Below are 23,786 nucleotides of genomic sequence, written 5' to 3'. Positions count from 1 at the left end.
TCGACAAGCCGATCCCCGGCATCGCCAACCTGGTGGAGGATGCCAAGGGCCGCATCCACGGCGGCATCCTCGCCTATGACGCCATGCTGGTGCTGCGCGAGGACAAGGACAACGCACAAGCGAAAGCCATTCTCGCCGCGCACGACAAGGACATGGGTTACGCGCTGCTGCTCAAGCGCTTCATGGATGACCCGCGCCGCGCCACGCCGGCCGACATCCAGAAGGCGGCGGACAGCACCATCCCGAACGTGCCGGTGCTGTTCTGGTCGTTCCGCATCATGGTGGCGTGCGGCTTCTATTTCATCGCACTGTTCGCAGTGATGTTCTGGCAAGCCAGCAAGCGCCAGCTCGACAAGCGCCGCTGGCTGCTAACGCTCGCGCTGTGGAGCTTGCCGTTGCCGTGGCTTGCCGCGGAGCTGGGCTGGATCGTCGCCGAGTATGGACGCCAGCCGTGGGCGATCGAGGGCATGCTGCCGACCGCACTGGGCGTTTCCAGCGTCACGTCGGGGCAGGTGTGGACGTCGCTGGGCGGCTTCGTGCTGTTCTACAGCGTGCTGGCGATCATCGACGCGGTGCTGATGGTGAAGTACGCGAAGAAGGGTCCCGATGGACTGGGATTGTGGCCACCGTCCGAGCCCGAGCCACCCGTGACCACCGTTGCCGCCCGCGTCGGCGCCTGAGGAGCACGCCATGTTCGACTATGAATCCTTGCGGCTGATCTGGTGGGCCCTGCTGGGCATCCTCTTCATCGGCTTCGCCATCATGGATGGTTTCGACTTTGGCATCGCGGCGCTGCTGCGCGTGCTGGGACGTACCGATGACGAGCGGCTGGTGTTGCTGGAGACCATCGAACCTACCTGGGAAGGCAACCAGGTGTGGTTCGTGCTCGCCGGCGGTGCGACCTTCGCAGCATGGCCGCAGCTTTACGCCGTGTCGTTCTCGGGCATGTACCTCGCCATCTTCCTGGTGCTGGTCGCGCTGATCTTGCGGCCGGTGGGCTTCAACTTCCGTGGAAAGGTCCACGATCCACGCTGGCGCGCGCTGTGGGATGGCGTATTGATCGCATCGGGCGTGGTGGTGATGCTGATATCGGGCGTGGCCTTCGGCAACCTGTTCCTCGGCGTACCGTTTCAGTTCGATAACGACCTGCGCATGAGCTGGCACGGCAGCTTCTTCGAGCTGTTGCACCCGTTTGCGCTGGTGGCCGGACTGGTTTCGCTGTCGATGCTGCTGGCCCACGGCGCCTGCTGGGCGGCTTACAAGGCCGATCACGTGGTCGCCGATCGCGCAGTACGTATCGCCCGCTGGGCCACCCTCGCCTATGTGCTGTTCTACATCCTGGCCGGCATCTGGCTCGCCTATGGCGTGCCCGGCTTCGCCATCGCCGGACCGGTGGTCACCGACGGCGTATCCAATCCGCTGTACAAGCAGGTCGCGGTCGGCAGCAGCTGGTTTGCCAGCTACATGCAGCATCCCTGGTTCTGGCTGGCACCGGTGCTCGGTGTCGTCGGCGCCATCGGCGTGCAACTGAGCGTGGCCAGGAAGAACCTTGCATGCTTCATCTGGAGCAGCCTGATGGTGACGGGCACCATCCTGTCCGCGGGCTTTGCGCTGTTTCCGTTCCTGCTGCCTTCGCGGCTGGATCCGCGCTCGAGCCTGACGGTCTGGGATGCCTCGTCCAGCAAGGGCACGCTGGGACTGATGCTGGCCATGGCGGTGATCTTCATGCCGATCATCATCATCTACACCAGCTGGGTGTACCGCGTGGTGCGCGGTCGCGTCACGCTGGAACACGTGCGCCAGTCCGGCCACGGTTACTGAGAGGGGAGCGACGTCATGTGGTATTTCGCCTGGATCCTCGGCCTCGGCCTTGCCTGCGCGTTCGGCATCCTCAACGCGATGTGGTACGAGGTGCACGCCACCGATGAAGCGCATGCGCGCGAGGAGCCGCGCCCTCCGGTGGGTCGCTGACGCCCTGGTTGGCACCGCAAACATCGGCCACCGGCGCGGCAGCGTGCCGGTGGCCCTGCTTTTTCTTTTTCCCCGTCGCATCGCCACGCAGGATTGACGCGGTTGCAGCACGCCACGCCGCGCAGCGCCGTGCGTAGCAGCGAGCATCGTCTGCCCATCCTGCGCCGCAGCGCAGCACCAGACCCGACGTCAATCGAAACAAAAACTATCGATTGAACATGCTGGGTTCGCTCGATTCACGCGGTATCGGTCACGCACACTCGCCCGCACTGAAGATCACGGCGACCGACGGACCACCCCATGCGCAGCAAGCTTTTCGTCCCCGGGTCCCGTCCGGAATTGTATCGAACGCTCGGCCTACAACGACCTGCTCGCCGCACAGGCACCCGATGGCGAAGACTGGTGCTACTACGTTTTTCCCAACGGCAAGCGCGTGCATACCACTTACTGGCGCTGCTGCAAGTCCAGCGGCGCGATGGCGCTGGAGGAACTGCCAGCCATCGCGTATGCGCAGCGGGGCGACACGCTCAGCGTGAACCTGTATGGCGCAGGCGAAACGCGCTTCCGGACGCAAGGCCGCGATGTCGTGCTGAAGCAGCAAACGCGCTATCCGTTCGATGGCGCGATCACTCTGCAGGTAAGCACGGACGATGTCGTCCGCTTCACGCTGAGGCTGCGCATTCCATCCTGGGCGACGGATGCCCGCCTGCACATCAACGGGGAACCCACTGATCTGCCGCTTAGCGCTGGCGACTACGCAACCATCGAGCGCGAATGGCACGACGGCGACATGGTGTCGCTGCAACTGCCGATGTGCCCCGCCTTGCATCGCGCCATCAACCGCAACGTGCAGGAATCGAAAGCACCCGACGGCAGCGACGTCAGGCAGGAAGTGCTGCATTTCGAATACATCGCCGTTACCTGCGGCCCGCTGGTCTACGCCACCGGCCTCATCGACGGTTTCAAGCTCGAGGAATCCCTGCGCCTGCCCGAAGGCGAGCCGGATGCATGGCTGAGCTTCCATCCCCGTGCCGCCGATGCCATGCCCAGGGTGCGACTTGCATTGGGTTATCGACCACCGCTGGAATTTGCGCCGTATTTTTGCGCCGGCGGACGCACGGACGGTACGTGGCGACTCACCTGGCTGCCTTTGGCGCCGGCGCTCGCCTGAAGCACAACGAATTGTGCAGCGAGAAACTAGCTTCGCCAGCTTCTTCTTTCACACCCCCTGTTGCAGAGTGAATCTCCGCATCGGGCATCTGGAATCGAGTGAACACGCAGCACATGGAAACCTTTTCGCCTGAGTCGAATGCCATACCCCGCGAAGAAGCCGGCCCCCTCGCCGGTATCCGCGTGCTGGACCTGAGCGCCTACATCGCCGGTCCTTACGGGTGCACGCTGTTGGCTGACCAGGGCGCCGATGTCATCAAGATCGAGCCGCCCGGCGGCGACAACCTGCGCCAGTACCCTTCCACGCTGGCCAGCGAGAGCCGCGCGTTTCTCGGCGTCAACCGCAGCAAGCGCGGCATCGTGCTCGACCTCAAGCGTGCCGAAGATCACGCCGCACTGCTCAAGCTGGTGCGCGACGCCGACGTGCTCGTGCACAACTTCCGTCCCGGCGTCGCCGAGCGCCTGGGCATCGACCACGATCGCCTCAACCTCATCAATCCGCGGCTGATCTACTGCGTCGTCACCGGCTATGGCGAGAACGGCCCGATGAAGGACAAGGCCGGCTACGACCAGGTGCTGCAGACCATGACCGGCATGTGCGCGCTGCAGGGCAAGCGCGGCGGTCCGCCGGAAGTGATCTACGGCTCGGTGGTGGACTACTACGCCGCCGCCCTGCTCGCCGCCGGCGTGGCCTCCGCGCTGTTCGAACGCGAACGCAGCGGGTTGGGCCAGTTCGTGGGCGTGTCGTTGCTGCGCAGCGCACTCACCATGCAGTCGGCACGGATGATATGGGCCGAAGGCGAATCGCTCGACATCGGTCGCGACATGCGCTCGGGTGGCGTCACCGGCATCCATCCCACGCGCGAGGGCTACATCTACATTTCGGCGAACACGCCGCATTTCTGGCGAGCGCTGTGCGAGAAGACCGGACTGCAACGACTGCGCGATGACGCGCGCTACGACACCGTGCGCAAGCGCGCGGAACATTACGCGGAGATCGTGCCGCAGCTGCACGAGGCACTTGCCGTGCGCACCGCGCTGGAGTGGGAGGCCCTGTTCGGCGATGACGTGCCCAGCGCTGCTGCCCGCCGCATCGAGGACATGTTCGAGCATCCGCAGGTGCTGGCCGAGGGCATGATCGACACGTTCACGCATCCTGCCGTGGGCCGCTATCGCGGCGTCGCGCATCCGGTGAAATTCGGCCGCACGCCGGGGCCCAATGCCTTCGCGGCGCCGGCGCTCAACCAGGATGGTGCCGAGATCCTCACCGCCATCGGCGCCTTCGTGCCGCGGGGCGAGGACTGATCCGCCCCCTGCCGGGCCGCGTCGCTATCAGCGCGCGGCCAGCAGTGCTTCGATGTCGTTGGCATCCTTGGGCACACCCGAGGTCAGCACGTCGTTGCCGTCACGCGTGACCGCCACGTCGTCCTCGATGCGGATGCCGATGCCACGCCAGCGTTCGGCCACGCTGAGGTCGCCGGGCGGCACGTAGATGCCCGGCTCCACCGTTACCACCATGCCCGGTTCGAGCATGCGCGGCTCGCCGTCCACGCGATAGTCGCCCACGTCGTGCACGTCCAGGCCCAGCCAGTGGCCGGTCTTGACGGGGAAGAAGCGCTTGTAGCTGCCTTCGGCAATCGCGTCGTCGGCGTTGCCCTGGATCAGGCCGAGCGCGCACAGCCCTTCGGCGATCACCCGCACGGCCGCCTCGTGCGCGGCGCTGAATGCGCGCCCGGGCATCACCTCGTCGATGGCTGCCAACTGGGCGGCGAGCACCACCTCGTACAACGCGCGCTGCTCGCGGCTGTAGCGCCCACCGACGGGGAAGGTGCGCGTGATGTCGGACGCATAGCAGTCCATCTCAGCGCCTGCATCGACCAGCAGCAGGTCGCCGTCGCGCAGCAAGGCACGGTTGGCGGTGTAGTGCATGACGCAGGAGTTGTGGCCGCCCGCCACGATCGGCGGGAAGGCAGGCACCGCGCCACGGCTGCGCATCACGCGCAGGATCTCCGCTTCCACTTCGTACTCGTGGCGCCCTGCCACTGCCGCGTGCATGGCGGCCAGATGTGCTTCGGCCGCGATCGACGCGGAGGTCTTCATCAGCTTCAGCTCGCCGCGCGACTTGTACAGGCGCAGGTCGTGCAGCAGATGCCCCAATGCCACGAATTCCTTCGGCACCACGCCGCCACCGCGCAGCTGGCGCAGGCGGCGCATCCAGCCGAGCAGGCGCGCATCGAACTCGGGCTCGCTGCCGAAATGACAGTAGACGCGAGCGCGACCCTCCATCATGCCGGGCAGGATGTCGTCGATGTCGTCGATCGGGAACGCGTCGTCCATGCCGTGTTCGCTCACCGCGCGATCCGTGCCGATGGTCTCGCCGTGCCAGCGCTCGTGTTCCTCATCGCGCTCACGGCAGAACAGCACGGTTTCGCCGTGCTTGCGGCCCGGCAGCAGGGCCAGCACTGCCTCGGGCTCGGGAAGGCCTGAGAGGTAGTGCAGGTCCGAATCCTGCCGGTACGGCCAGTTGGCGTCGGCATTGCGTACGCGCTCGGGTGCGGCGGCGATGAGCAGCACGGCATCGTCGCCCGCCATGCGCATCAGCTGGCGGCGACGGCGCGCGTATTCCTCGGGCGAAATGCTCAATGCAGGGTGTCGTTCTGGGCGGCCGGGCGCTTGGCGCATTCGGCGAACAGCAACATGGCCCCCATGCGCACGAACTCATGCAGTTCGATCAACGCATCCTCGTCCTCGCCCTCGTCGCCAAAGTCGAACGCCGACGCGGCGATCGTGCCGAGGTCACGCAGGATCTCCTGCGCCTCATCGGACAACTTGCGATGCGTCTCCGCGCCTGCCAGCCCAAAGCCGCCCAGGAAGCCTCGGCACCAGTCGCCCAGCGCTTCGGCACGTTCGGGCAGTGGACGATCATCGGCGGGCAGCAAGGGTTCAAAGCCCAGCTCGGGATCGGCCAGCTCGGCCTCGCTCTGCGTCACCAGTCGCTCCAGCAAGGCCTGGTCGCGTCCGGTGGGCTTTACTTCGTTGTCCAGGTGCAGCACTTCGACCAGCGACTGCTTGCCCACGCGACCGCCACCGGCCAGGAAACCGCAAAGCGAACCATGCAGTTCGCTGGCCGGGATGGCCAGTTTCAGATGAACGACGGTGTCGTCCAGTTCGTCGTAGCCGATGATCTCTTCGGCGGCCATGGCGGTACTCCATTCAGGGCGAACGCCCAGTTTAATGCAGCGCCTTCCGGAACGTGCCGGAGCCTGCTGTTTTGCTCGGACCTCCTGCTATAGTCCCGGGCCATGAGCGCGCCCGAACCCGTCAAGCCAGACCCCGTCAAGCTGGAGCTTGCAGCCCTCGGCGAGCAGGTCGATCGCCTGCTGGACACCGTGCGCCGCCTCTCCGAGGAAAACCGCAGCCTGCGCCATAGCCAGGAACAACTGGCCGGTGAACGCGCTGGCCTGATGGCACGCAACGAACAGGCGCGCAGCCGCGTCGAAGCGATGATCCAGCGACTGAAGGCGCTTGAGACCAATGGCTGAAAGCAGCGTGAGCAACAACGCCAGCGAACCGGTTGCCCTGCGGCTGGTGGATCGCGAATTCCTCATCGCCTGCGCGCCCGAAGAGCGCGAAGGCCTGCTGGAGTCCGCCGCCTACCTCGATCGCAAGATGCGCGAATTACGTGCCAACGCCAAAGCGCCCGGCTTCGACAGGCTCGCCGTGCTGGCCGCCATCAGTGTCACGCATGAATTCCTTGCATTGCGCAAGCAGCACGGCGGTTCAGACAAGGGCGTGATCGACGAGCTGGCGAATTTGCGCCGCAAGCTTGAAGCCGCACTGGACGCCCAAGTAAAATAGTCACGGCGTTTTCTGCGGTGTGCGCCAGCACACTCTTACATTTGCCTTGTTCCTAAATACGGCCCCGGGTCGGCTTTTCATCGGTCGTTGTGCATGTCCGCCGCGTGCGGAAAGCCTTGAGACCATGTCGCCCTCCCACCTGATCCATCGTGGATCAAGGTCGTTTGGTGGGCAGCGGCATCGCGGTTAACGCCACCTCATTCCCAACCTGCCCGGCGCCTGGCGCGCCGGGCGGTTCAGGACCGCTCGCAGGACGTCCGCGGGCCCGCCTTGCAGGAGACGCGAACGTGGACGCCACCGCCCAGCGACGCGAACTACGCCGGCAACTGGCCGACCAGCGCCGCGCGCTGACGCCGCCACAGCGCATCGCCGCCGCACAAGGCCTGCGTCGCAGCCTGGAGCAGTTGCCCGAATACCTCACCGATGCCCGCGTGGCGGGTTATTGGGCCTGCGATGGCGAATTGCCGCTGAACCTGGTCATTCCGCCCCTGGCCACGCGCGGCCAGCAGTTCCTGCTGCCGGTGATCGGCCCGAACCATCGCCTGCGCTTCGCTCCGTGGCAATCCGGCGAGGACGTGCAGCCCAATCGCCACGGCATTCCTGAGCCGGTATCGCCCCAGGAACTTCTGGAACCCTTCCAGCTCGACCTCGTGCTGGTGCCGCTGCTGGCCTTCGATCGTCGTGGCTATCGGCTGGGCACGGGCGGCGGCTATTACGACCGCGCCTTCGCCTTCCTCAACGAGCAGGTCCGCCCCACCGAGCCTTTGCTGGTGGGCATCGCCTATGGCTTCCAGGAGTTGCCCCGGATCGACGAGCAGCCCTGGGACGTGCCGCTGGATTTCATCGCCACCGACCGCGAACTGATCGACTGCCACGCCGCTGGCGAGGATGGAGAAGCCCACGCATGACCAAGCGCCCCACCCAACACTGGCTGATGAAGTCCGAGCCCGATGCGTTTTCCATCGATGACCTAAAGCGCAAGGGCCAGGAAGCCTGGGACGGCGTGCGCAACTACCAGGCGCGCAACTTCATGCGCGACGGCATGCGCGTGGGCGACAAGGTGTTCTTCTACCACTCCAACTGCGACGAGCCCGGCATCGTCGGCGTGGCGGAAGTGGCCACTGACGCCTATCCCGATCCCTCCCAGTTCGATCCCAAGAGCAAATACTTCGACGCCTCGGCCTCGCGCGACAACCCGCGCTGGATGCTGGTCGAAGTGAAGTTCGTCAAGAAGCTCAAGCGCACCATCACACTCAAGGAACTGCAGGCGGACCCGGCGCTGGTCGAGATGCCACTGGTGCGCAAGGGCAACCGCCTGTCGGTGATGCCGGTGGACGCCGCCGATTGGCGCCACGTCCTGGCGATGGAATAACGCTTTCCCCTTACCGGAATTTACCCATGAGCAGCGCCAACGAAAAACGCCAAGCCGGCGAAGCCGCCATCCGCTATGTCGAGGACGGCGCCATCGTCGGCGTCGGCACCGGTTCCACGGTTGCCTTCTTCATCGATGCGCTGGCGGATCTCAAAGATCGCATCCAGGGCGCGGTGTCGAGTTCGGAGCAGTCCACCGCACACTTGAAGCGCCTGGGCATTCCCGTGCTCGACCTCAATGCCACCGGCAGGCTCACGCTTTACGTGGATGGCGCCGATGAATGCGATCCGCACAAGCGCCTGATCAAGGGCGGCGGTGCGGCACTCACGCGCGAGAAGATCATCGCCGAGGCCAGCGACCAGTTCGTTTGCATCATCGATTCGGGCAAGCTGGTGAACCTGCTCGGCAAGTTCCCGTTGCCCATCGAAGTGATCCCGATGGCGCGCAGCCTGGTCGGTCGCGAGATCGTCAAGCGCGGCGGCAACCCGGTGTGGCGCGATGGCGTGGTCACCGACAACGGTAACTGGGTGATCGACGTGCACGGATGGCAGATCGCCGACCCGGTGGCGCTCGAAAGCGACCTCAACCAGATCCCGGGCATCGTGACGGTGGGCCTGTTTGCACGCCGGCCCGCGAACGTGGTGCTGGTGGGCGACAAGGTGCTGTAAGCGCGCGCCATCGCCATCGACGAAACGCCTCCCCTGCGGAGGCGTTTTTTTGGGCTCTCAATCGACCGGCATGGCAATGCCGCAGTCGATCGACTCGTAGCAGACGCCCACGGCGATGCACGGCGGGTTCGGCGATGCGAGGTTTGCAGTTCGCCCGACCTTGGTCCGTGAACCAGGATCGGTAGACGCCCCGGCCTGCGATGCCCCCTGTCGCCCTGCAGCAAAAATGCCCGCAAGCGGTTTGGAATCAATGCGTTGGGCTTGACGCAGAAAGCATTTGGATCGAGGCAAATTTTTCTTTAGAGTCAGTCGAAACAGTCGCCCGCCACGGCGGCTTCCGGCCGCTTGATGTGTTGGGCAGATGCTCGGGATCGCCGTTGCTCCCGATGGCCTGCGCTGATGCCTCATCGCGGCAACCATCGTTGGAGGAGCGTTCTGCATGGTGTCACGTCGGCAATTCCTGCAAGGCCTCGGCGCCGCCGCCGTACTCGGCCCTTCCCTGCCCTCGCTGGCCGGCACGCTGGACGAAGGCGCCAAGGCAGCTTCGGAAGCGGCGGCATCGGCCACGACAGGTGTGTCGCAGTACGTCGATGTATTCGTCGGCAGCAGCGGCCACGGCCATACCTTTCCCGGCGCCACGCTGCCTTACGGCATGGTGCAGCTGAGCCCGGATACCAACGACGCCGACTGGGATGCCTGCTCGGGCTACCACCAGGGCGATGGCTCGATCATGGGCTTCTCGCACACGCATCTGAGCGGCACCGGCGCCAGCGACATGCTCGATGTGCTGGTGATGCCGGCGCAGGGACCGGTGTTGCTGCAACCGGGCGAGCGCGGGCTGCCCAATGCCAACTACCGTTCGCGCTTCGACGCAGCCGTGTCGGCGCAACAGATTCCTCCAGGCGTCGAGGGCAAGCCTGGCCACGGTTATCGCTCGCGCTATGAACGCGCTTCGGAACAGGCGCGCCCCGGTTATTACCGCGTGCGCCTCACCGATCACGACATCCTCGCCGAACTGACCGCGACCATGCGCGCCGGCCTGCACCGCTACAGCTTCCACGGCAAGGGCGACGGGCACCTGCTGGTCGATCTCGCGCACGGTTACCACGACTATGTCGACAAGCCCGCAGTGGTGAGCGATGCACAACTGCGGCTGATCGGCAACGACACGCTGGTCGGCGGCCGGCGCGTGCACCAATGGGCGAAGGGCCGCTATCTCTACTTCGCCATGAAGGTGTCGCGCCCGTTCTCGCACGCCACGCTGTACGCCGAAGACATTGCATTGCCCGAGGGAACGCACGAAGCAAAAGGCGCGCACCTGAAGGCGGCGCTGCGCATCGCCGATGTCTCGAAGCAACCGGTGCTGGTGAAGGTTGGCATCTCGGCGGTCGACATCGACGGCGCCTTGCGCAATCTCGACGCGGAAATCCCCGGCTGGGATTTCGAAGGCGTGCAGCAGGCCGCCGCGCAGGCATGGGAGCACGAGCTTTCGCGCATCCAGGTGCAGAGCACGTCGGCCGCCACGCTGCGCACGTTCTACAGCGCGCTTTACCACACCATGCTGGCGCCGACGCTATTCAGCGATTCGGACGGCCGTTATCGCGGCATGGACCTGGCCGTGCACCAGTTGCCCGCGGGCAAGCACAACTACAGCACGTATTCGCTTTGGGACACCTACCGCGCATTGCATCCGCTGCTCACGCTGTTCCAGCCCGAGCGCGTGCCTGACTTCGTCAACGGACTGGTGCGCATGGCGGCCGAAAGCCCCGACGGTCCGCCGGTATGGCCACTGCAGGGCCGCGAAACGGGCTGCATGATTGGCTACCACTCTGCCGTCGTGATCGCCGAAGCGCATGCCAAGGGTTTCCAGGGCGTCGACTATGCACGCGCGTGGCCGCTGTTCCGCAAGCGCGCGATGGACGACGACTATCGCGGCCTGCCCTATTACCGCAAGCTCGGCTACATCCCCAGCGACAAGGTCGGCGAAGCGGTCAGCAAGACGCTCGAATACGCCTATGACGATTGGGCCGTGGCGCACATGGCCGAGGCAGCCGGCGCGCATGCGGATGCCGAAGCGTTGCGCGAACGTTCGCGCAATTACCGCCATGTATACGACGCGCAGGTGGGCTTCATGCGCCCGCGCGGCGAAGGCGGGCAATGGCTTGAGCCATTCGATCCGCAGGGCATGGGTCATTCCGCGCGCTGGCGGGACTTCACCGAATCCAACGCCTGGCAGGCCACCTTCCTCAACCAGCACGACCTGTACGCGTACATGGAACTGCTTGGCGGCGAGCAGGCGTTCGAACGCAAGCTCGATGCATTGTTCACCACCAAGGCGATCATTCCCGTCGATGCACCACCGGACATTGCCGGTTTGATGGGCCAGTACGCGCACGGCAACGAGCCCAGCCATCACGTGGCCTATCTGTATGCGTACACCGGCACGCACCACAAGACGCAGGCACGCGTGCGCGCATTGCTGGAAACCATGTATCTCCCCGAGCCCGATGGCCTTGCCGGCAACGAGGATTGCGGGCAGATGAGCGCGTGGTACGTGCTTGGCGCCCTCGGGTTGTACGCCGTCGATCCGGTAAGCGCGCACTACGTGTTCGGCTCACCCTTGCTCGATCGCGCCGAAGTCACCCTGGCCGAAGGACGCAAGCTCACCATGCAGGCCATCGACAACGGACCGGGCCGTCCCTATGTGCAGTCGGTCACGTGGAACGGCAAACCGTGGACGCGCAGCTGGATCGAGCATGCCGAACTCGCCAAGGGCGGCACGCTGGTGTTCCACATGTCCGCGACGCCCAACTTGGCTTTCGGCCGGGAACTGGCGGACCGTCCACCGTCCTTCGGCAAGTCGGCGGCGACGTCCTTGCGGAACAGCTGAGTCACTTCGGTGCATGGGTTGCCGCGCACGCTGATTTAGCGAGCGCGGCAACCCGCAGCGGCGCCAGCCAGCTGTCTCAGCCTGCCACGCGTGGCCAACGCCACGCATACGCCGCGATCAACAGCGACAGTACTGCCTCGATGACGCCGAGGAACATGTAGAAATGCCAGGCACCCGGCATCGATATCAGGATGATGACGGTGTAGGCCACGCCGAGCACGATGTTTGCCCATCGACACGCCGCCGGAGACAAGGCCAGCGAGAGAAACACCATGACACTCGGCGCGGCCATGAGCATCGCCGTACCCAGGAGCACACCTTGGGTGACGTCACCCAAGGGCCCCATCTGCCCCTGCAACATGCCTTGCAGGTTGCCAGGTTGATAGAGGCCGAAGTAATCGCCGTAGATGTAGCAAAACATCAGGCTTGCCCACAGCGCGGAGAGCTTGAAGCGCACCGGGATCCTGATGTCTTCGAGCAACGATGCCATGGGAAGTCCTTGGAATCAGGGAGCCGAAGGAAAGCCGCTGCGTCGCGCAAAAGGACGCGAGGTACCAAAGAGCAGCAACCACAGACACGTGCCTATCTCACCGATCGCCGCGGGCAAGGTGATATAGCTGGAAATGGGCATGTCCGCATAATGCGGGGTCAGCACACTGCAGAACACGTCGACGACATAGCCCACGCAACCCAGCATGAGAAAGATGCCGAGCAACTTCGGCAAGAAGCCCGACTGGAAGACCAGGTAGCCCAGGGGAAACAGCCACAGACCCCAGAACAGGCTGGTGAGCAGCAGTCCGTTGCGATAAGTCTCGAGCAGCGATCGCGCCTGCAGCGCAAGCTGTGCATCGTGGATATCCGGACCGGCATGCTCCAGCAGCGAAAGCACGCCGAGCCGATGAGTAAGTGCCACCAGTGCCATCGGCACAGCCACGACCACGAAGGCCACCATGACGGCAGCCATGGACTGATCCACCGACCGCAGCAGCCGGAAAAGCACGAGGGCGAGCAGCAGGTACGCCACCTGTTCGACCAGGAACGCCGCGACGCCATAGCGGAACAGCACGTCTGACACCGCGATACGATCCAGCGTCGCCAGCGGATCGTTGTGCACGCTCAACTGCGAAGGCACGTAGCCGAGACTGAAAAGCCCGGTGACCACCACGATCAGATAGAGAATTCCCGCCAACCTGCCAAGCCTGGTATCCGGAATCATCGGATGCATCCTTGTGGCCAGAGTGTCGAGGAGACGCGACCTGTCCATCGCGCGCGCCGTCGCCTTGCTGCCTACGACGGTAAGGCGGAGCGCTTGAGCGCGGCGTGTGCCATTAGGCATGGCACTAACACAATGGGGTGGCGACGCGGTATCAACATGGCATCGTGGCGTACATACGCGGGCGATTGCGTGGGTGAAGTGATGAGTTAGTGACGGCAAATCGTCGAACGGGCTCTGGCTACTGTTTCGCAGTCCGAAATAAAAGGCCAGCGATGAAGGCTGCCCTTTCGTAAGAACTACTCGTCATAACGGGGACCAGGATTGTTCGCCCCATCCATGATGGCTCACCCCTCCGGGCTGCGCGCTACGGGACCAGCGCTGCGCGCTGTTCTGTTGTTCCAAGCAAATTTGCCGAATGCGGAAGCAAGGATGCCGGAGCGGACATCGGCGAAGTCGATCGTCCGAAGAGCGAGGCACGTGACGTGCGGCGAGACGTATTTCGTCTAGCGTTCCAAGACCCAAACAAAAGGCCCGCCGTGAGGCGGGCCTTTTGTTTTTTGGCTGGGAGACTAGGATTCGAACCTAGATAAACGGAGTCAGAGTCCGTTGTCCTACCGTTAGACGATCTCCCAAAACCCTGCGGAGCGGTGCGCTCTGACTTGATGCACCGAACCGTCGAAGCAACTCTCCGAGGAGAATTAGCGCTTCGAGAACTGGGTAGCGCGGCGGGCCTTGTGCAGACCGACCTTCTTGCGCTCGACCTCGCGGGCGTCACGGGTCACGAAGCCAGCCTTGCGCAGCTGGGACTTCAGGCTTTCGTCGTATTCGATCAGGGCGCGAGCGATGCCGAGGCGGATCGCACCGGCCTGGCCGGTGATGCCGCCGCCAGCAACGGTCACGTTGACGTCAAACTTGTCCGTCGCTTCGATCAGCTCGAGCGGCTGACGCACGATCATGCGCGAGGTTTCACGACCGAAAAACTGGTCGAGAGTCTTGCCGTTGACCGTAATCGCGCCGTTGCCCTTGCGCAGGAACACACGAGCTGCGGAGGTCTTGCGGCGGCCGGTGCCGTAGTTCTGCTGGATAGCCATGATGGTTCCTTAGATTTCCAGCGCCTGCGGCTGCTGTGCGGTATGCGGGTGCTCGGCACCGCCGTACACCTTGAGCTTGCGGTACATCGCGCGGCCGAGCGGGTTCTTCGGCAGCATGCCCTTGACGGCGATCTCGATGACGCGCTCCGGATGGGTGGCCAGCAGATCCTTCAGACTCGTGGTCTTCAGGTTGCCGACGTAGCCGGTGAAGCGGTGGTACATCTTGTCGTCCAGCTTGGCACCGGTGACGGCCACCTTTTCGGCGTTGACCACAACGATGTAATCGCCGGTGTCGACGTGCGGGGTGAATTCCGGCTTGTGCTTGCCACGCAGGCGGTGGGCGATCTCGGTCGAAAGGCGACCGAGCGTCTTGTCCGTGGCGTCAATCACGAACCAATCGCGCTTGACGCTTTCCGGCTTGGCGCTGAACGTTTTCATTTCAGAATACCTGGTCTGCCGCCACATGGGCGGTACACGTAATCGGTGGAACAAAGGCGCGAGATGATAACGGAGTTTTCATCAATCGCGCAAGCCCACCGACCGGTGGGATGCGAGCTGGCAATGATAGCATGACCCGCATGGCGCTTGAAAAGCCCCCCAATACCCGAGAACAGAAGATCGGCGCCCTGGCCGACCAGTGCGTGCAGTGCGGCCTGTGCCTGCCCACCTGTCCCACCTACGGCCTGGATGGCAGCGAAGCGGAGTCTCCGCGTGGGCGCATTGCGATCGCGGCGGCCCTGGCCCGGGGCGACGCGGAGCCCACGGAGGCCTTGCGGCTCCACCTCGATCACTGCCTGGGCTGTCTCAATTGCGAGCGGGTCTGCCCGGCGAACGTGAAATACGGCGAATTGCTGGTGGAAACCCGAGCCTTGATCGGCCCCATCAAGCACCGTCCGCGCGGCCTGCTGACCTTGCTGAAGCAGCCCACCTTGCTGCGGCTGGCGGCCCGCCTGGGTGGTTCGGCGGGCATGGCTCGCTGGAGGCAGCGTCTTGCGGCCCGCTTGCCGGCCGATTCGCCCTGGCGCGCCGCATTGCAGACGCTGCCTGATGCAGCCGCAGCCGTGCGACCGACGCCTGCGCAAGAAACGCCCTCGCCCGACGCTGTCACGGTCGCGCTGTTTCCCGGCTGCGTGGCCAGCATCGAGGATGCGGATGCCGAGGAGGCCGCGATGACGCTGATGCGCGCGGCGGGTTATCGGGTCGTCCGGCTACCGGCCTTCTGTTGTGGCGCGATCGATCTGCACGGTGGCGAAATGGACGCGGCCGAGGCTTTGGCCGAACGCGCGAAAGAGACCTGGAAAGCCTCCCGCGCTACGCATCTGGTGACCGTCACGCCGGGTTGCCTGGGCACGTTGCGTCGCGCGCTTCCGAATGTGGCTGTGGACGATGCCGCAAGCCTCGTCGCCTCGCGCATCGGGCAGCTGCGTTTTCGTCCACTCGCCCGGCGCGTGGCACTGCACCTCCCCTGCACACAGGTCAATGTCGCCCGCAACGAAGGTGCGCTGCAAACGTTGCTGCGCGCGATTCCCGAGCTCGACCTGCAAGTGGTGCCGCGGGCACCGTACTGCTGCGGTGCGGCCGGCACGCACATGCTGGAATTTCCCGAACGCGCGGCGCGCCTGCGAGAAACCACGCTTGCGCAGATCGCCACCGTAGCGCCGCAGCAGCTGTTGTCGTCCAATATCGGTTGTCGCCTGCACCTGGCTGCGGGCATGGACGCCGAGGGCCGGCACTGGCCACACATGCATCCGCTGAGCCTGCTGGCCCGGCAATTGGAGATTTCGCCATGAACGCACGCACGCTCTCCCCGCTCGACCGCCTGCTGGCCGGCATCGAGCGCGCACTGGAAACCGTCGCAGGCGCGCCGGAAGCGGCACGCCCATCACCCGCCGAGGCCTTCGACGAAGCCGACATGGACGATGCGGAACGTCGCCACGCGGCAGGCCTCATGCGCATCAATCACACCGGTGAGGTGTGCGCGCAGGCGCTGTACGACGGGCAGGCCGCGCTGGCACGCAATGAGGAAAACCGCGCCCACCTGCAGCATGCCGCCGCCGAGGAAACCGACCACCTGGCTTGGTGCAGCGAGCGCCTGAAGGAACTGGACAGCCGCCCCAGCCTGCTGAATCCGCTGTGGTACGCCGGCAGCTACGCGATCGGAGCGCTTGCGGCGCTGGCGGGCGATCCGGTGAGCCTGGGTTTCGTGGTGGAGACCGAACGCCAGGTGGAAGCACACCTGGAAGAACACCTCGACAGGCTGCCTCCGCAGGACGAGCGTTCGCGTGCGGTGCTGGAGCAGATGCAGGCCGATGAGATTCGCCACGCGCACGACGCCAAGATGCGCGGCGGCGTGGATCTGCCGTTTCCCATTCCCGGGTTGATGCATGTGTCTTCGATGGTGATGAAGACGGTGGCGTACCGGATTTAGCAGGGGCATCTCGTCTGCGGGAGCGCACCCGGTGCGCGACTGATACCTCTCCCGCTTCACGGCCTTGTTCGCTTTCGCGCACAGGGCGCGCTCCCACAGACAAGCGGCGCGCAAGAAAAAACCCGCCTTTCGGCGGGCTTTTCGTGGATCACATCAGGTTGCGGCCGTGGAACAGTTCCTCGATCTCGCGGCGCAGCAGCGACTCGATGCGCTGGCGCTCCTTGAACGAGAGATCGTCGGCATGTGCCTCGAACAGATACGTATCAAGGTCGAAGTCCTTGATGTGCATCTTCGTGTGGAACATGTTCTCCTGATAGACGTTCACGTCGAACATCTCGTACTTCTGGCGGATGTGCTTGGCCAGGTAGTCCTGCACGGAGTTGATCTTGTGGTCGATGAAGTGCTTCTTGCCCCTCACGTCGCGAGTGAAGCCGCGCACGCGGTAGTCGGCGATGACGATGTCCGACTCGAAGCTGTCGATCAGGTAGTTCAGGGCCTTCAGCGGCGAGATCACGCCACAGGTGGCCACGTCGATGTCCGCGCGGAAGGTCGCGATGCCGTTGTGCGGATGCGTTTCCGGATAGGTGTGGACGGTGATGTGGCTCTTGTCCAGGTGCGCGACCACGGCATCGGAAATCGTGTCGCGGCCAAGCTTCTCCACCACGGGCTCCTCGGAGATGAGGATCGTGACGGAGGCGCCTTGCGGATCGTAGTCCTGGCGTGCAATGTTCAGGATGTTAGCGCCGATGATCTCGGCCACATCCGTCAGGATCTGCGTCAGGCGATCGGCGTCGTACTGCTCATCGATGTACTCGATGTAGCGCTGGCGCTGTTCTTCGGACACTGCATAGCAGATGTCGTAGATGTTGAAGCTCAGGGCCTTGGTCAGATTGTTGAAGCCCTGCAGACGCAGGCGCGGAAGCGGTTTTACCACAGCGACTCTCCATGGCCGGTATGCGTGGCCAGCAGTAGAGGCGGGTTAGCTACAAGGGTCCCCGCTGGATAATTCGACGTGAAAGCAGGAAGCTTCCACGACCCTTGTGACCGGAGCGCGACAGCATCGCGTCGGAAAGACCGTGAAGTATGCGGCAAAAAAAGGGAAAACTGAACCTTCGGCAGGTCAAATTAGTTTGCCATAATGCCCTGAGGGGAAGGATTTTGACTGCCGGGGGGCGCTTGCGGACCCCGGATTGAATCGACGGGACTCAACGTGGCGCAACTCAAATATCAGCTACAGCAAGCTTTTGAACGCTCCCAGGCGCCTGCCAACTTTGCCCCGGACCCCGCGTCCATGGAGCGCTTCCTGGCGCTTTGCCATCGACGCCGCTACCCGGGCAAGACCGCCATTATCCGGCCAGGGGACCCGGCTAACACACTGTATTACATCGTGGATGGCTCCCTGGCCGTGTGCACGGAGGACGAGCAGGGCCGCGAGCTGATCCTCGCCTATCTGAGCCGAGGCCAGTTCATCGGGGAGATGGGCCTGTTCGTGGAGCAGGCACAGCGCGAGTCACTGGTGCGCACCCGCACCGCCTGCGAGATGGCCGAGATCAGCTACGAGCGCCTGTTCCAGCTGATGGAAGGCCCGCTGCGCGAGGAATGCCCGAAGATCCTCTTCGCCATCGGCTCGCAGCTCACGCACCGCCTGCTGCGCACGTCGCGCCAGGTGAGCCGCATGGCGTTCATGGACGTGACCAACCGCATCTCCAAGACGCTGCTGGACCTGTGCCAGGAGCCGGACGCTATGTCCCATCCGGAAGGCACCCAGATCCGCATCTCCCGCCAGGAAGTGAGCCGCATCGTGGGCTGCTCGCGCGAAATGGTGGGCCGCGTGCTCAAGCAGTTGGAAGAGCAGCGCATGATCGACGTGGCTGGCAAGACCATCGTCGTGCGCGGGACGCGCTGAGCGCGATCCCGTACTGAACGTGGTCCCGGCGAAGGCCGGGATCACGGCATCGCGTGCTACGCCTCGGCGGCGCCTGACTTGGTTCCGCTGCGCTTGCCGGGCTGGTAGATCATGTACACGTCCGCCCGCTCGTAGTGCGATCCGGCGCGTACCGCCGGCTGCAGCACGAACCCCGCCTGCTCGTACATGCGCAGCGCCGTCTTCAGGCGACTGTTGGATTCCAGGAACAGCTCCTCGCCCTCGCGTCGGTGGAATTCCCCGATGGCGGCAGCCAGCAGGCTTCGCCCTGCGCCCATGCCGCGGAAGGTTTCGTCCACGCCCATCTTCGAAAGCTCGTAGACCCCGGGCGATTCCTGCAGCAGCGCACAGGTGCCGATGACCTCGCCGGCCAGGCGGGCGAAGAAGATCGCGCCACCGGGCGCCAGCACGTGACGCTCCGGATCACCGAGCAGCTCCCTGTCGATGTCCTCGATGCGAAAATGGCGCTCCAGCCATTGCGCGTTGAGGCGGTAAAAGTGCTCCTTCAACGCGGGATCGTACGGCACGACCTCCAGCTTCGCGCTCACCAGCGCGGCGTGCTCGGCCAGCATCGCATCCACCACCGGACGCTCCTCCAGAGCCTGTTCCGTGGCAGCCAGGGCGCCGAGCAGGCCCCTGAGGCCATCCTCACCCAACGAGCGCAGGATGCCCCGCCTCACCGCCACCCAGATCGGACCGAGCGCCGACACCGCCTCGCGTCCCTTGGCCGTCAGGGCGAGCAGGCTGCGCCGGCCATCCTGGGCGTCCTTGCGGCGCTCGACCAGCCCCGCATCGACCAGCTTGTCGGCGAGCTGGCTCACCGCCGAATGGGTTTGCCCGATCGCAGTGGCCACCTCGCTGACCGTGGTCTCGCCGTGCTCCCACAGGAAGCGCAGCACCGGAAACCAGCGCGACTCCACGCCCGCGCCACAGCCGCGATAGACCTCGTCTACCGCCGCGTAGAAGTGGTCGCTGAGCGATTTGAGCCGGCTGCCGAGCGCCAATTGGGCGAGCGACGGGAGGTACATGCGAGGTCCCCTGAAACACTTGTGTAAGTTCTGACGTATAGGCCGCTGCGGGAGCGAAGGCAAGTTCGCCCGCTTCTCCCGGAAGCGCGCCCAGTACGCGTCCGCGAGACGGACCCGGGCGCCATCTCGCAGTTTTTGCGCCATGGCGTGCGCGCCTGATGAGCGCGGATACCGCCCTGGATCAGAACCAGTCCACGCGCGTGATGGTGCGGCCCAACGCCTTCTCCAGCTTCTTGCACAGCTGAGGCGTGCCGTTGACCAGCACCACTTCCGCGGCAGGCTTGAGCATGGGGATGTCGACCAGCGAATCGCTATAGGCCACATGCCACTCGCGCACGCCGAACGCGGCCAGTTGCGCCGGCTTGCGGCGTCCGATGTTGTGCAGCTTCACGCGCATGCCCAGCAGGCCGGGACGCAGTTGCGAAGCCAGCACCTCGATGTCGCGCAGGCCGAGTTGTTCGAGGATATGGCTGACCAGCACATGCTCGCAGCCGGTGACCACGATCACGCGATCGCCCGCCGCCTGGTGACGGCGCAGCGCATGGAGCCCATCGCGCGAAAACTGTTTCGGACGGCGCACCAGGTTGCCGGCGAAGGCGTGCGCCACGGCCTGGTAGCGCTGCTCGCCCAGGCCCAGCAGCCCCACATGGACGAGGGTGCGCATCGCATGGCGACGCGAAAACGGCACGACCAGCAGCAACCACGGCAATGCCAGGAGTACGCAGATCTTGCGCAGCACCGAGCGCTGGTACAGATCGCGCATGAACAGGTAGAAGGCGTCGCCGTGGATCAGCACGCCGTCGAAATCGAACAGCACGGTGCGTGGCGCAGACGCAACGACGTCCGCCGCTTCCGGCATGGAACTGGTTTCCCCTGAGGACATTGGAGCCTATTCGGTAGCGAACAATCGCTTGAGTTCGGCGCCCGGATCGTTGGCGCGCATGAACGCCTCGCCGACCAGGAACGCGTTGATGCCGGCGTCACGCAACAGGGCGACATCGTCCGGCGTGTGGATGCCCGATTCGCTGACCAGGATGCGGTCGTATTCCATCAGCTGCTGCAGTTCGACGGAGGTTTCCAGCGAGGTGTGGAACGTGCGCAGGTTGCGGTTGTTGACGCCAATCAGCGGCACCGGCAACGCAAGCGCACGCTCAAGCTCTTCGGCGTCATGCACTTCGCACAGCACGTCGAGGTCGAGTTCCGCCGCCAGCAGCGACAGCTCCAGCAACGCCGCGTCGCTCAGCGCGGCCACGATCAGCAGGATGCAGTCGGCGCCGATCACGCGCGCCTCGTATACCTGGTAGGGATCGATCACGAAATCCTTGCGCAGCACCGGCAGCGAACACGCATCGCGTGCCTGCTGCAGGAAATCCTCGCTACCCTGGAAGAAATCGCGATCGGTGAGCACGGACAGGCATGCTGCCCCGCCCCGCTCGTAGCTGCGCGCGATCGCCGCCGGGTCGAAGTCGTTGCGGATCACGCCTTTGCTGGGGCTGGCGCGCTTCACCTCGGCAATCACGGCCGGCAAGCCGGCGTCGATCTTCGCCTCGATGGCGGAAGCAAAGCCGCGCGTATCGGGCAAGCCGCCCACGCGCGCGGAGAGTTCCACCAGCGGCAGCCTGGCGCTGCGCTCGGCGACCTCTTCGGTCTTGCGGGTGAGAATGCGCTGGAGAATGTCGGTCATGGCAAAAGCTTGGGGGGAATGGGGATGAAAGTGGCGTGAGCGTCAGGGCGTTTCCGCCAGGCGCCGCGTCGCAGCCACGAAAGCGTCCATTTTTGCACGAGCCGCGCCGCTGGCGATGGTGGCACGCGCGAGATCGATGCCGGCCCCGATGGAATCGGCCACGTTGGCCGCGTACAGCGCCGCGCCCGCGTTGAGGCAGACGATGTCGTGCGGCACGCCACGATGACCTTCCAGCGCCTCCAGCAGCATCGCGCGCGATTCCTCGGCGTTTTCCACGCGCAGATTACGGCTGGACGCCATGGCAAGGCCAAAGTCCTCCGGCTCCACTTCGTATTCGCGCACTTCGCCGTCGCGCAGCTCGCCCACCAGCGTCGCCGCGCCCAGCGAGATTTCATCCATGCCGTCGCGACCCCACACCACCAGCGCGTGTTTCGCGCCCAGCTGCTGCAGCACGCGCACCTGGATGCCGACGAGGTCGGGATGGAACACGCCCATCAGAATGTTCGGCGCGCCGGCCGGGTTGGTCAGCGGGCCGAGAATGTTGAACAGCGTGCGCACGCCCATTTCCTTGCGCACCGGCGCCACCACCTTCATCGCGGGATGATGGTTGGGCGCGAACATGAAACCGATGCCGGTGTCGGCCATGCACTGCGCCACCTTCGCCGGCGACAGGTCGATCACCGCGCCCAGCGCTTCCAGCACATCCGCGCTGCCCGACTTGGACGACACGCTGCGCCCGCCATGCTTGGCGATGCGCGCGCCCGCCGCTGCCGCGACGAACATCGAGGCGGTGGAGATATTGAAGCTCGATGCACCATCGCCGCCGGTGCCGACGATGTCGACGAAATGCTCGTGCGCAGGCATCTCCACCTTGGCCGACAGCTCACGCATCACGCGCGCGGCGCCAGTGATCTCGCCCACGGTTTCCTTCTTCACGCGCAGGCCGGTGATGATCGCGGCCGTCATCAGCGGGCTCACTTCGCCACGCATGATCTGGCCCATCAGCTCGATCATCTCGTCGTGGAAGATTTCGCGATGCTCGATCGTGCGCTGCAACGCTTCCTGCGGCGTGATGGTGACGCGGCGTCCCACGGGTTTGGGTGTGGCGGGCGTCATGCGGCGAGCTTCAGCGGCAGGCCGAGGAAATTGCGCAGCAGGTCGTGGCCGTATTGCGTGAGGATCGATTCGGGATGGAACTGCACGCCCTCGACGTTCAACGTCTTGTGGCGCAGGCCCATGATCTCATCGATCGAGCCATCGGCGTTTTCCGTCCACGCGGTGACTTCGAGGCAATCGGGCAGCGAGCCCTGCTCGACCACCAGCGAGTGGTAACGCGTGGCCTCGAACGGATCGGGCAAGCCGGCAAACACGCCCTGGCCGCGGTGGCGCACCGGCGAGGTCTTGCCGTGCATGATCTGCTTGGCACGGATCACCTTGCCGCCGAACACCTGGCCGATCGCCTGGTGGCCCAGGCACACGCCGAACACAGGTATCTCGCCGGCGAGTTCGCTCAGCACGTCCAGCGACACACCGGCATCGTCCGGCGTGCCCGGGCCCGGCGAAATCATGATGTGCGAAGGCTTCAGCGCCCGGATGCCGGCCACGTCCAGCGCGTCGTTGCGCACCACCTTCACCGACTGCCCCAGCTCGCCCAGGTACTGCACGAGGTTGAAGGTGAAGCTGTCGTAGTTGTCGATCATCAGGAGCATGGGGATGCCAAGGTGTTGATTTAGCCGCAAGAAAGGCGGCCGCGCGGGTGGTCCCTGGGGACGCTGGCGCACGGGCCGGGAAGAGCATTGTGCTCAAACCGGCGCCGCACTGCAGCAACCTCCTGCTTCCGGCCTGCCGTGCTATACCGGCGATGCGTTCCCATTCCCTGGTCAAGACGGGGCGGACGATGAAGGTCGCCATCGGGTTGAAGGCGCATTCGGGCTGGGCCGTCGCCGTGGCGGTGGGCCTTCCCGACGGGCAGGTGCAGCTGGTGGACCGCTGTCGCCTTTCGCTGGTGGATAGCCGCAGCGGTGCCTGGGCGCGCCAGCCCTACCACGCCGCCGAAGGCATGCCGCCGGTGCGCGCAGAAGCCATCGTGCGGGAGGGCATTGAGGGTGCACGACAAGCGTCGGCCCAAGGGGTTTCCGCGCTGATCGGGCAATTGCACGACGCGGGCCACGAGATCGCTGGCGGCGCGGTGCTCACCGGCTCGCCGATGCCCGCCTGGACCACCGAACAGATCCTCGCCGTGCATATCCGCATGCACCAGGCGGAAGGCCAGTTGTTTCCCGATGCGCTGGCGGCAGCCGTCTGTGCCTGCGGGCTGCCGCTGGGCCTGCTGCGGGAAAAGGAACTGGACGAACTGGCGCCGTCGGCCTGCCCATGGACGGATGCCGTGGCCGCGCTGGGGAAGTGGGCCGGCCCACCCTGGGGCGCCGACCAGAAGCATGCCGCCCTGGCCGCGCTGGTGATCTTCGGCTCGCGGCTGCAGTAGC

The 23,786-nt window shown here is 65.0% G+C and carries 27 protein-coding genes, 1 tRNA gene and 1 other RNA gene; 16 read left to right on the top strand and 13 right to left on the bottom strand.

Annotated elements, in window-relative coordinates; all coding sequences use genetic code 11:
• The 5 genes from VFG49_RS00240 to VFG49_RS00220 form a co-directional block, all read left to right on the top strand.
• A partial coding sequence (locus VFG49_RS00240) for a cytochrome ubiquinol oxidase subunit I (protein ID WP_324857191.1) occupies positions 1-680 on the top strand: 680 nt, incomplete at its 5' end.
• Between the two features lie 10 nt (positions 681-690).
• Complete coding sequence (gene cydB / locus VFG49_RS00235) at positions 691-1,821, top strand: cytochrome d ubiquinol oxidase subunit II (RefSeq protein ID WP_324857189.1); 1,131 nt, start codon at positions 691-693, stop codon at positions 1,819-1,821.
• A 15-nt stretch (positions 1,822-1,836) separates the two neighbouring features.
• A complete protein-coding gene (gene cydX / locus VFG49_RS00230; protein WP_324857187.1) occupies positions 1,837-1,971 on the top strand; it encodes a cytochrome bd-I oxidase subunit CydX in 135 nt (44 codons plus the stop codon).
• A gap of 433 nt (positions 1,972-2,404) precedes the next feature.
• Positions 2,405-3,142, top strand: a complete 738-nt coding sequence (locus VFG49_RS00225) for a hypothetical protein (RefSeq protein WP_324857185.1) — start codon at positions 2,405-2,407, stop codon at positions 3,140-3,142.
• Positions 3,143-3,240: 98 nt separating this feature from the next.
• Positions 3,241-4,446, top strand: a complete 1,206-nt coding sequence (locus VFG49_RS00220; protein ID WP_324857183.1) for a CoA transferase — start codon at positions 3,241-3,243, stop codon at positions 4,444-4,446.
• Positions 4,447-4,473: 27 nt separating this feature from the next.
• Here the strand turns inward: VFG49_RS00220 and VFG49_RS00215 are convergent, their stop codons facing one another.
• Together VFG49_RS00215 and VFG49_RS00210 are read right to left on the bottom strand one after the other, a co-directional pair.
• Complete coding sequence (locus VFG49_RS00215) at positions 4,474-5,823, bottom strand: aminopeptidase P N-terminal domain-containing protein (protein WP_324857181.1); 1,350 nt, start codon at positions 5,821-5,823, stop codon at positions 4,474-4,476.
• Entirely contained in the window at positions 5,781-6,341 is a 561-nt protein-coding gene (locus VFG49_RS00210; protein ID WP_324857178.1) for a UPF0149 family protein, read from the bottom strand. Before VFG49_RS00210 ends, VFG49_RS00215 begins: the two co-directional genes overlap by 43 nt.
• Positions 6,342-6,443: 102 nt before the next feature.
• Here VFG49_RS00210 and VFG49_RS00205 point away from each other — a divergent pair, with 102 nt between their 5' ends.
• The 7 genes from VFG49_RS00205 to VFG49_RS00175 all read left to right on the top strand — a co-directional run bounded on the left by VFG49_RS00205 (position 6,444) and on the right by VFG49_RS00175 (position 11,929).
• Positions 6,444-6,683 carry a TIGR02449 family protein gene (locus tag VFG49_RS00205; protein WP_324857176.1) on the top strand — a complete coding sequence of 80 codons (240 nt, stop codon included), beginning with the start codon at positions 6,444-6,446 and terminating at the stop codon, positions 6,681-6,683.
• Positions 6,684-6,690: 7 nt separating this feature from the next.
• Positions 6,691-6,999 carry a cell division protein ZapA gene (locus tag VFG49_RS00200; protein ID WP_414649008.1) on the top strand — a complete coding sequence of 103 codons (309 nt, stop codon included), beginning with the start codon at positions 6,691-6,693 and terminating at the stop codon, positions 6,997-6,999.
• 6 nt (positions 7,000-7,005) lie between these two features.
• Positions 7,006-7,192: non-coding RNA, 6S RNA (gene ssrS / locus VFG49_RS00195), on the top strand.
• 94 nt (positions 7,193-7,286) lie between these two features.
• Positions 7,287-7,907, top strand: a complete 621-nt coding sequence (locus VFG49_RS00190; RefSeq protein WP_324857172.1) for a 5-formyltetrahydrofolate cyclo-ligase — start codon at positions 7,287-7,289, stop codon at positions 7,905-7,907.
• Entirely contained in the window at positions 7,904-8,371 is a 468-nt protein-coding gene (locus VFG49_RS00185) for an EVE domain-containing protein (protein WP_324857170.1), read from the top strand. The genes VFG49_RS00190 and VFG49_RS00185 overlap by 4 nt, the downstream gene beginning before the upstream one ends.
• Positions 8,372-8,397: 26 nt before the next feature.
• Complete coding sequence (gene rpiA / locus VFG49_RS00180) at positions 8,398-9,039, top strand: ribose-5-phosphate isomerase RpiA (RefSeq protein WP_324857168.1); 642 nt, start codon at positions 8,398-8,400, stop codon at positions 9,037-9,039.
• A gap of 439 nt (positions 9,040-9,478) precedes the next feature.
• A complete protein-coding gene (locus VFG49_RS00175) occupies positions 9,479-11,929 on the top strand; it encodes a GH92 family glycosyl hydrolase (RefSeq protein ID WP_324857166.1) in 2,451 nt (816 codons plus the stop codon).
• 76 nt (positions 11,930-12,005) lie between these two features.
• Here the strand turns inward: VFG49_RS00175 and VFG49_RS00170 are convergent, their stop codons facing one another.
• The 5 genes from VFG49_RS00170 to rplM all read right to left on the bottom strand — a co-directional run bounded on the left by VFG49_RS00170 (position 12,006) and on the right by rplM (position 14,674).
• Positions 12,006-12,419, bottom strand: coding sequence for a DUF6326 family protein (locus VFG49_RS00170; protein ID WP_324857165.1), 414 nt, complete (start codon positions 12,417-12,419; stop codon positions 12,006-12,008).
• Positions 12,420-12,434: 15 nt separating this feature from the next.
• Complete coding sequence (locus tag VFG49_RS00165; RefSeq protein WP_324857164.1) at positions 12,435-13,145, bottom strand: DUF4386 domain-containing protein; 711 nt, start codon at positions 13,143-13,145, stop codon at positions 12,435-12,437.
• 558 nt (positions 13,146-13,703) lie between these two features.
• Positions 13,704-13,777, bottom strand: a tRNA-Gln gene (locus VFG49_RS00160).
• Between the two features lie 66 nt (positions 13,778-13,843).
• Entirely contained in the window at positions 13,844-14,236 is a 393-nt protein-coding gene (gene rpsI, locus VFG49_RS00155; protein WP_324857163.1) for a 30S ribosomal protein S9, read from the bottom strand.
• Positions 14,237-14,245: 9 nt separating this feature from the next.
• Positions 14,246-14,674 (bottom strand): 50S ribosomal protein L13, encoded by a 429-nt coding sequence (rplM, locus tag VFG49_RS00150; protein ID WP_324857162.1) that lies wholly within the window; start codon positions 14,672-14,674, stop codon positions 14,246-14,248.
• A 131-nt stretch (positions 14,675-14,805) separates the two neighbouring features.
• Here rplM and VFG49_RS00145 point away from each other — a divergent pair, with 131 nt between their 5' ends.
• Together VFG49_RS00145 and coq7 are read left to right on the top strand one after the other, a co-directional pair.
• Entirely contained in the window at positions 14,806-16,026 is a 1,221-nt protein-coding gene (locus VFG49_RS00145; RefSeq protein WP_324857161.1) for a (Fe-S)-binding protein, read from the top strand.
• Positions 16,023-16,664: a 2-polyprenyl-3-methyl-6-methoxy-1,4-benzoquinone monooxygenase gene (gene coq7, locus VFG49_RS00140; RefSeq protein WP_324857159.1), complete on the top strand. Its 642-nt coding sequence runs from the start codon at positions 16,023-16,025 to the stop codon at positions 16,662-16,664. Before VFG49_RS00145 ends, coq7 begins: the two co-directional genes overlap by 4 nt.
• 148 nt (positions 16,665-16,812) lie before the next feature.
• Here the strand turns inward: coq7 and speD are convergent, their stop codons facing one another.
• Complete coding sequence (speD, locus tag VFG49_RS00135; protein ID WP_324857157.1) at positions 16,813-17,598, bottom strand: adenosylmethionine decarboxylase; 786 nt, start codon at positions 17,596-17,598, stop codon at positions 16,813-16,815.
• A 357-nt stretch (positions 17,599-17,955) separates the two neighbouring features.
• On the opposite strand from speD, the gene crp reads away from it, so the two are divergent.
• Positions 17,956-18,570, top strand: coding sequence for a cAMP-activated global transcriptional regulator CRP (gene crp / locus VFG49_RS00130; RefSeq protein WP_324857156.1), 615 nt, complete (start codon positions 17,956-17,958; stop codon positions 18,568-18,570).
• Between the two features lie 56 nt (positions 18,571-18,626).
• Here crp and VFG49_RS00125 read toward each other — a convergent pair whose 3' ends face one another.
• The 5 genes from VFG49_RS00125 to VFG49_RS00105 form a co-directional block, all read right to left on the bottom strand.
• Positions 18,627-19,616 (bottom strand): helix-turn-helix domain-containing GNAT family N-acetyltransferase, encoded by a 990-nt coding sequence (locus tag VFG49_RS00125; RefSeq protein WP_324857154.1) that lies wholly within the window; start codon positions 19,614-19,616, stop codon positions 18,627-18,629.
• 181 nt (positions 19,617-19,797) lie between these two features.
• A complete protein-coding gene (locus VFG49_RS00120; RefSeq protein WP_324857152.1) occupies positions 19,798-20,475 on the bottom strand; it encodes an HAD family hydrolase in 678 nt (225 codons plus the stop codon).
• A 30-nt stretch (positions 20,476-20,505) separates the two neighbouring features.
• A complete protein-coding gene (gene trpC, locus VFG49_RS00115; RefSeq protein ID WP_324857150.1) occupies positions 20,506-21,300 on the bottom strand; it encodes an indole-3-glycerol phosphate synthase TrpC in 795 nt (264 codons plus the stop codon).
• Positions 21,301-21,342: 42 nt separating this feature from the next.
• On the bottom strand, positions 21,343-22,416 hold the full coding sequence (trpD, locus tag VFG49_RS00110; RefSeq protein WP_324857148.1) for an anthranilate phosphoribosyltransferase: 1,074 nt from the start codon (positions 22,414-22,416) through the stop codon (positions 21,343-21,345).
• A complete protein-coding gene (locus VFG49_RS00105) occupies positions 22,413-23,009 on the bottom strand; it encodes an aminodeoxychorismate/anthranilate synthase component II (RefSeq protein ID WP_324857146.1) in 597 nt (198 codons plus the stop codon). Before VFG49_RS00105 ends, trpD begins: the two co-directional genes overlap by 4 nt.
• 188 nt (positions 23,010-23,197) lie before the next feature.
• Here VFG49_RS00105 and VFG49_RS00100 point away from each other — a divergent pair, with 188 nt between their 5' ends.
• Positions 23,198-23,785: a hypothetical protein gene (locus tag VFG49_RS00100; protein WP_324857145.1), complete on the top strand. Its 588-nt coding sequence runs from the start codon at positions 23,198-23,200 to the stop codon at positions 23,783-23,785.
• Position 23,786: the final 1 nt, after the last annotated feature.

Origin of the sequence: Dyella sp. (assembly GCF_035685885.1) — a bacterium.
In the GTDB taxonomy this organism is placed as follows: Bacteria; Pseudomonadota; Gammaproteobacteria; order Xanthomonadales; family Rhodanobacteraceae; genus Dyella.
The sequence above is the reverse complement of the archived record's forward strand: the minus strand, read 5'-3'. Positions and strand labels throughout refer to the sequence as shown.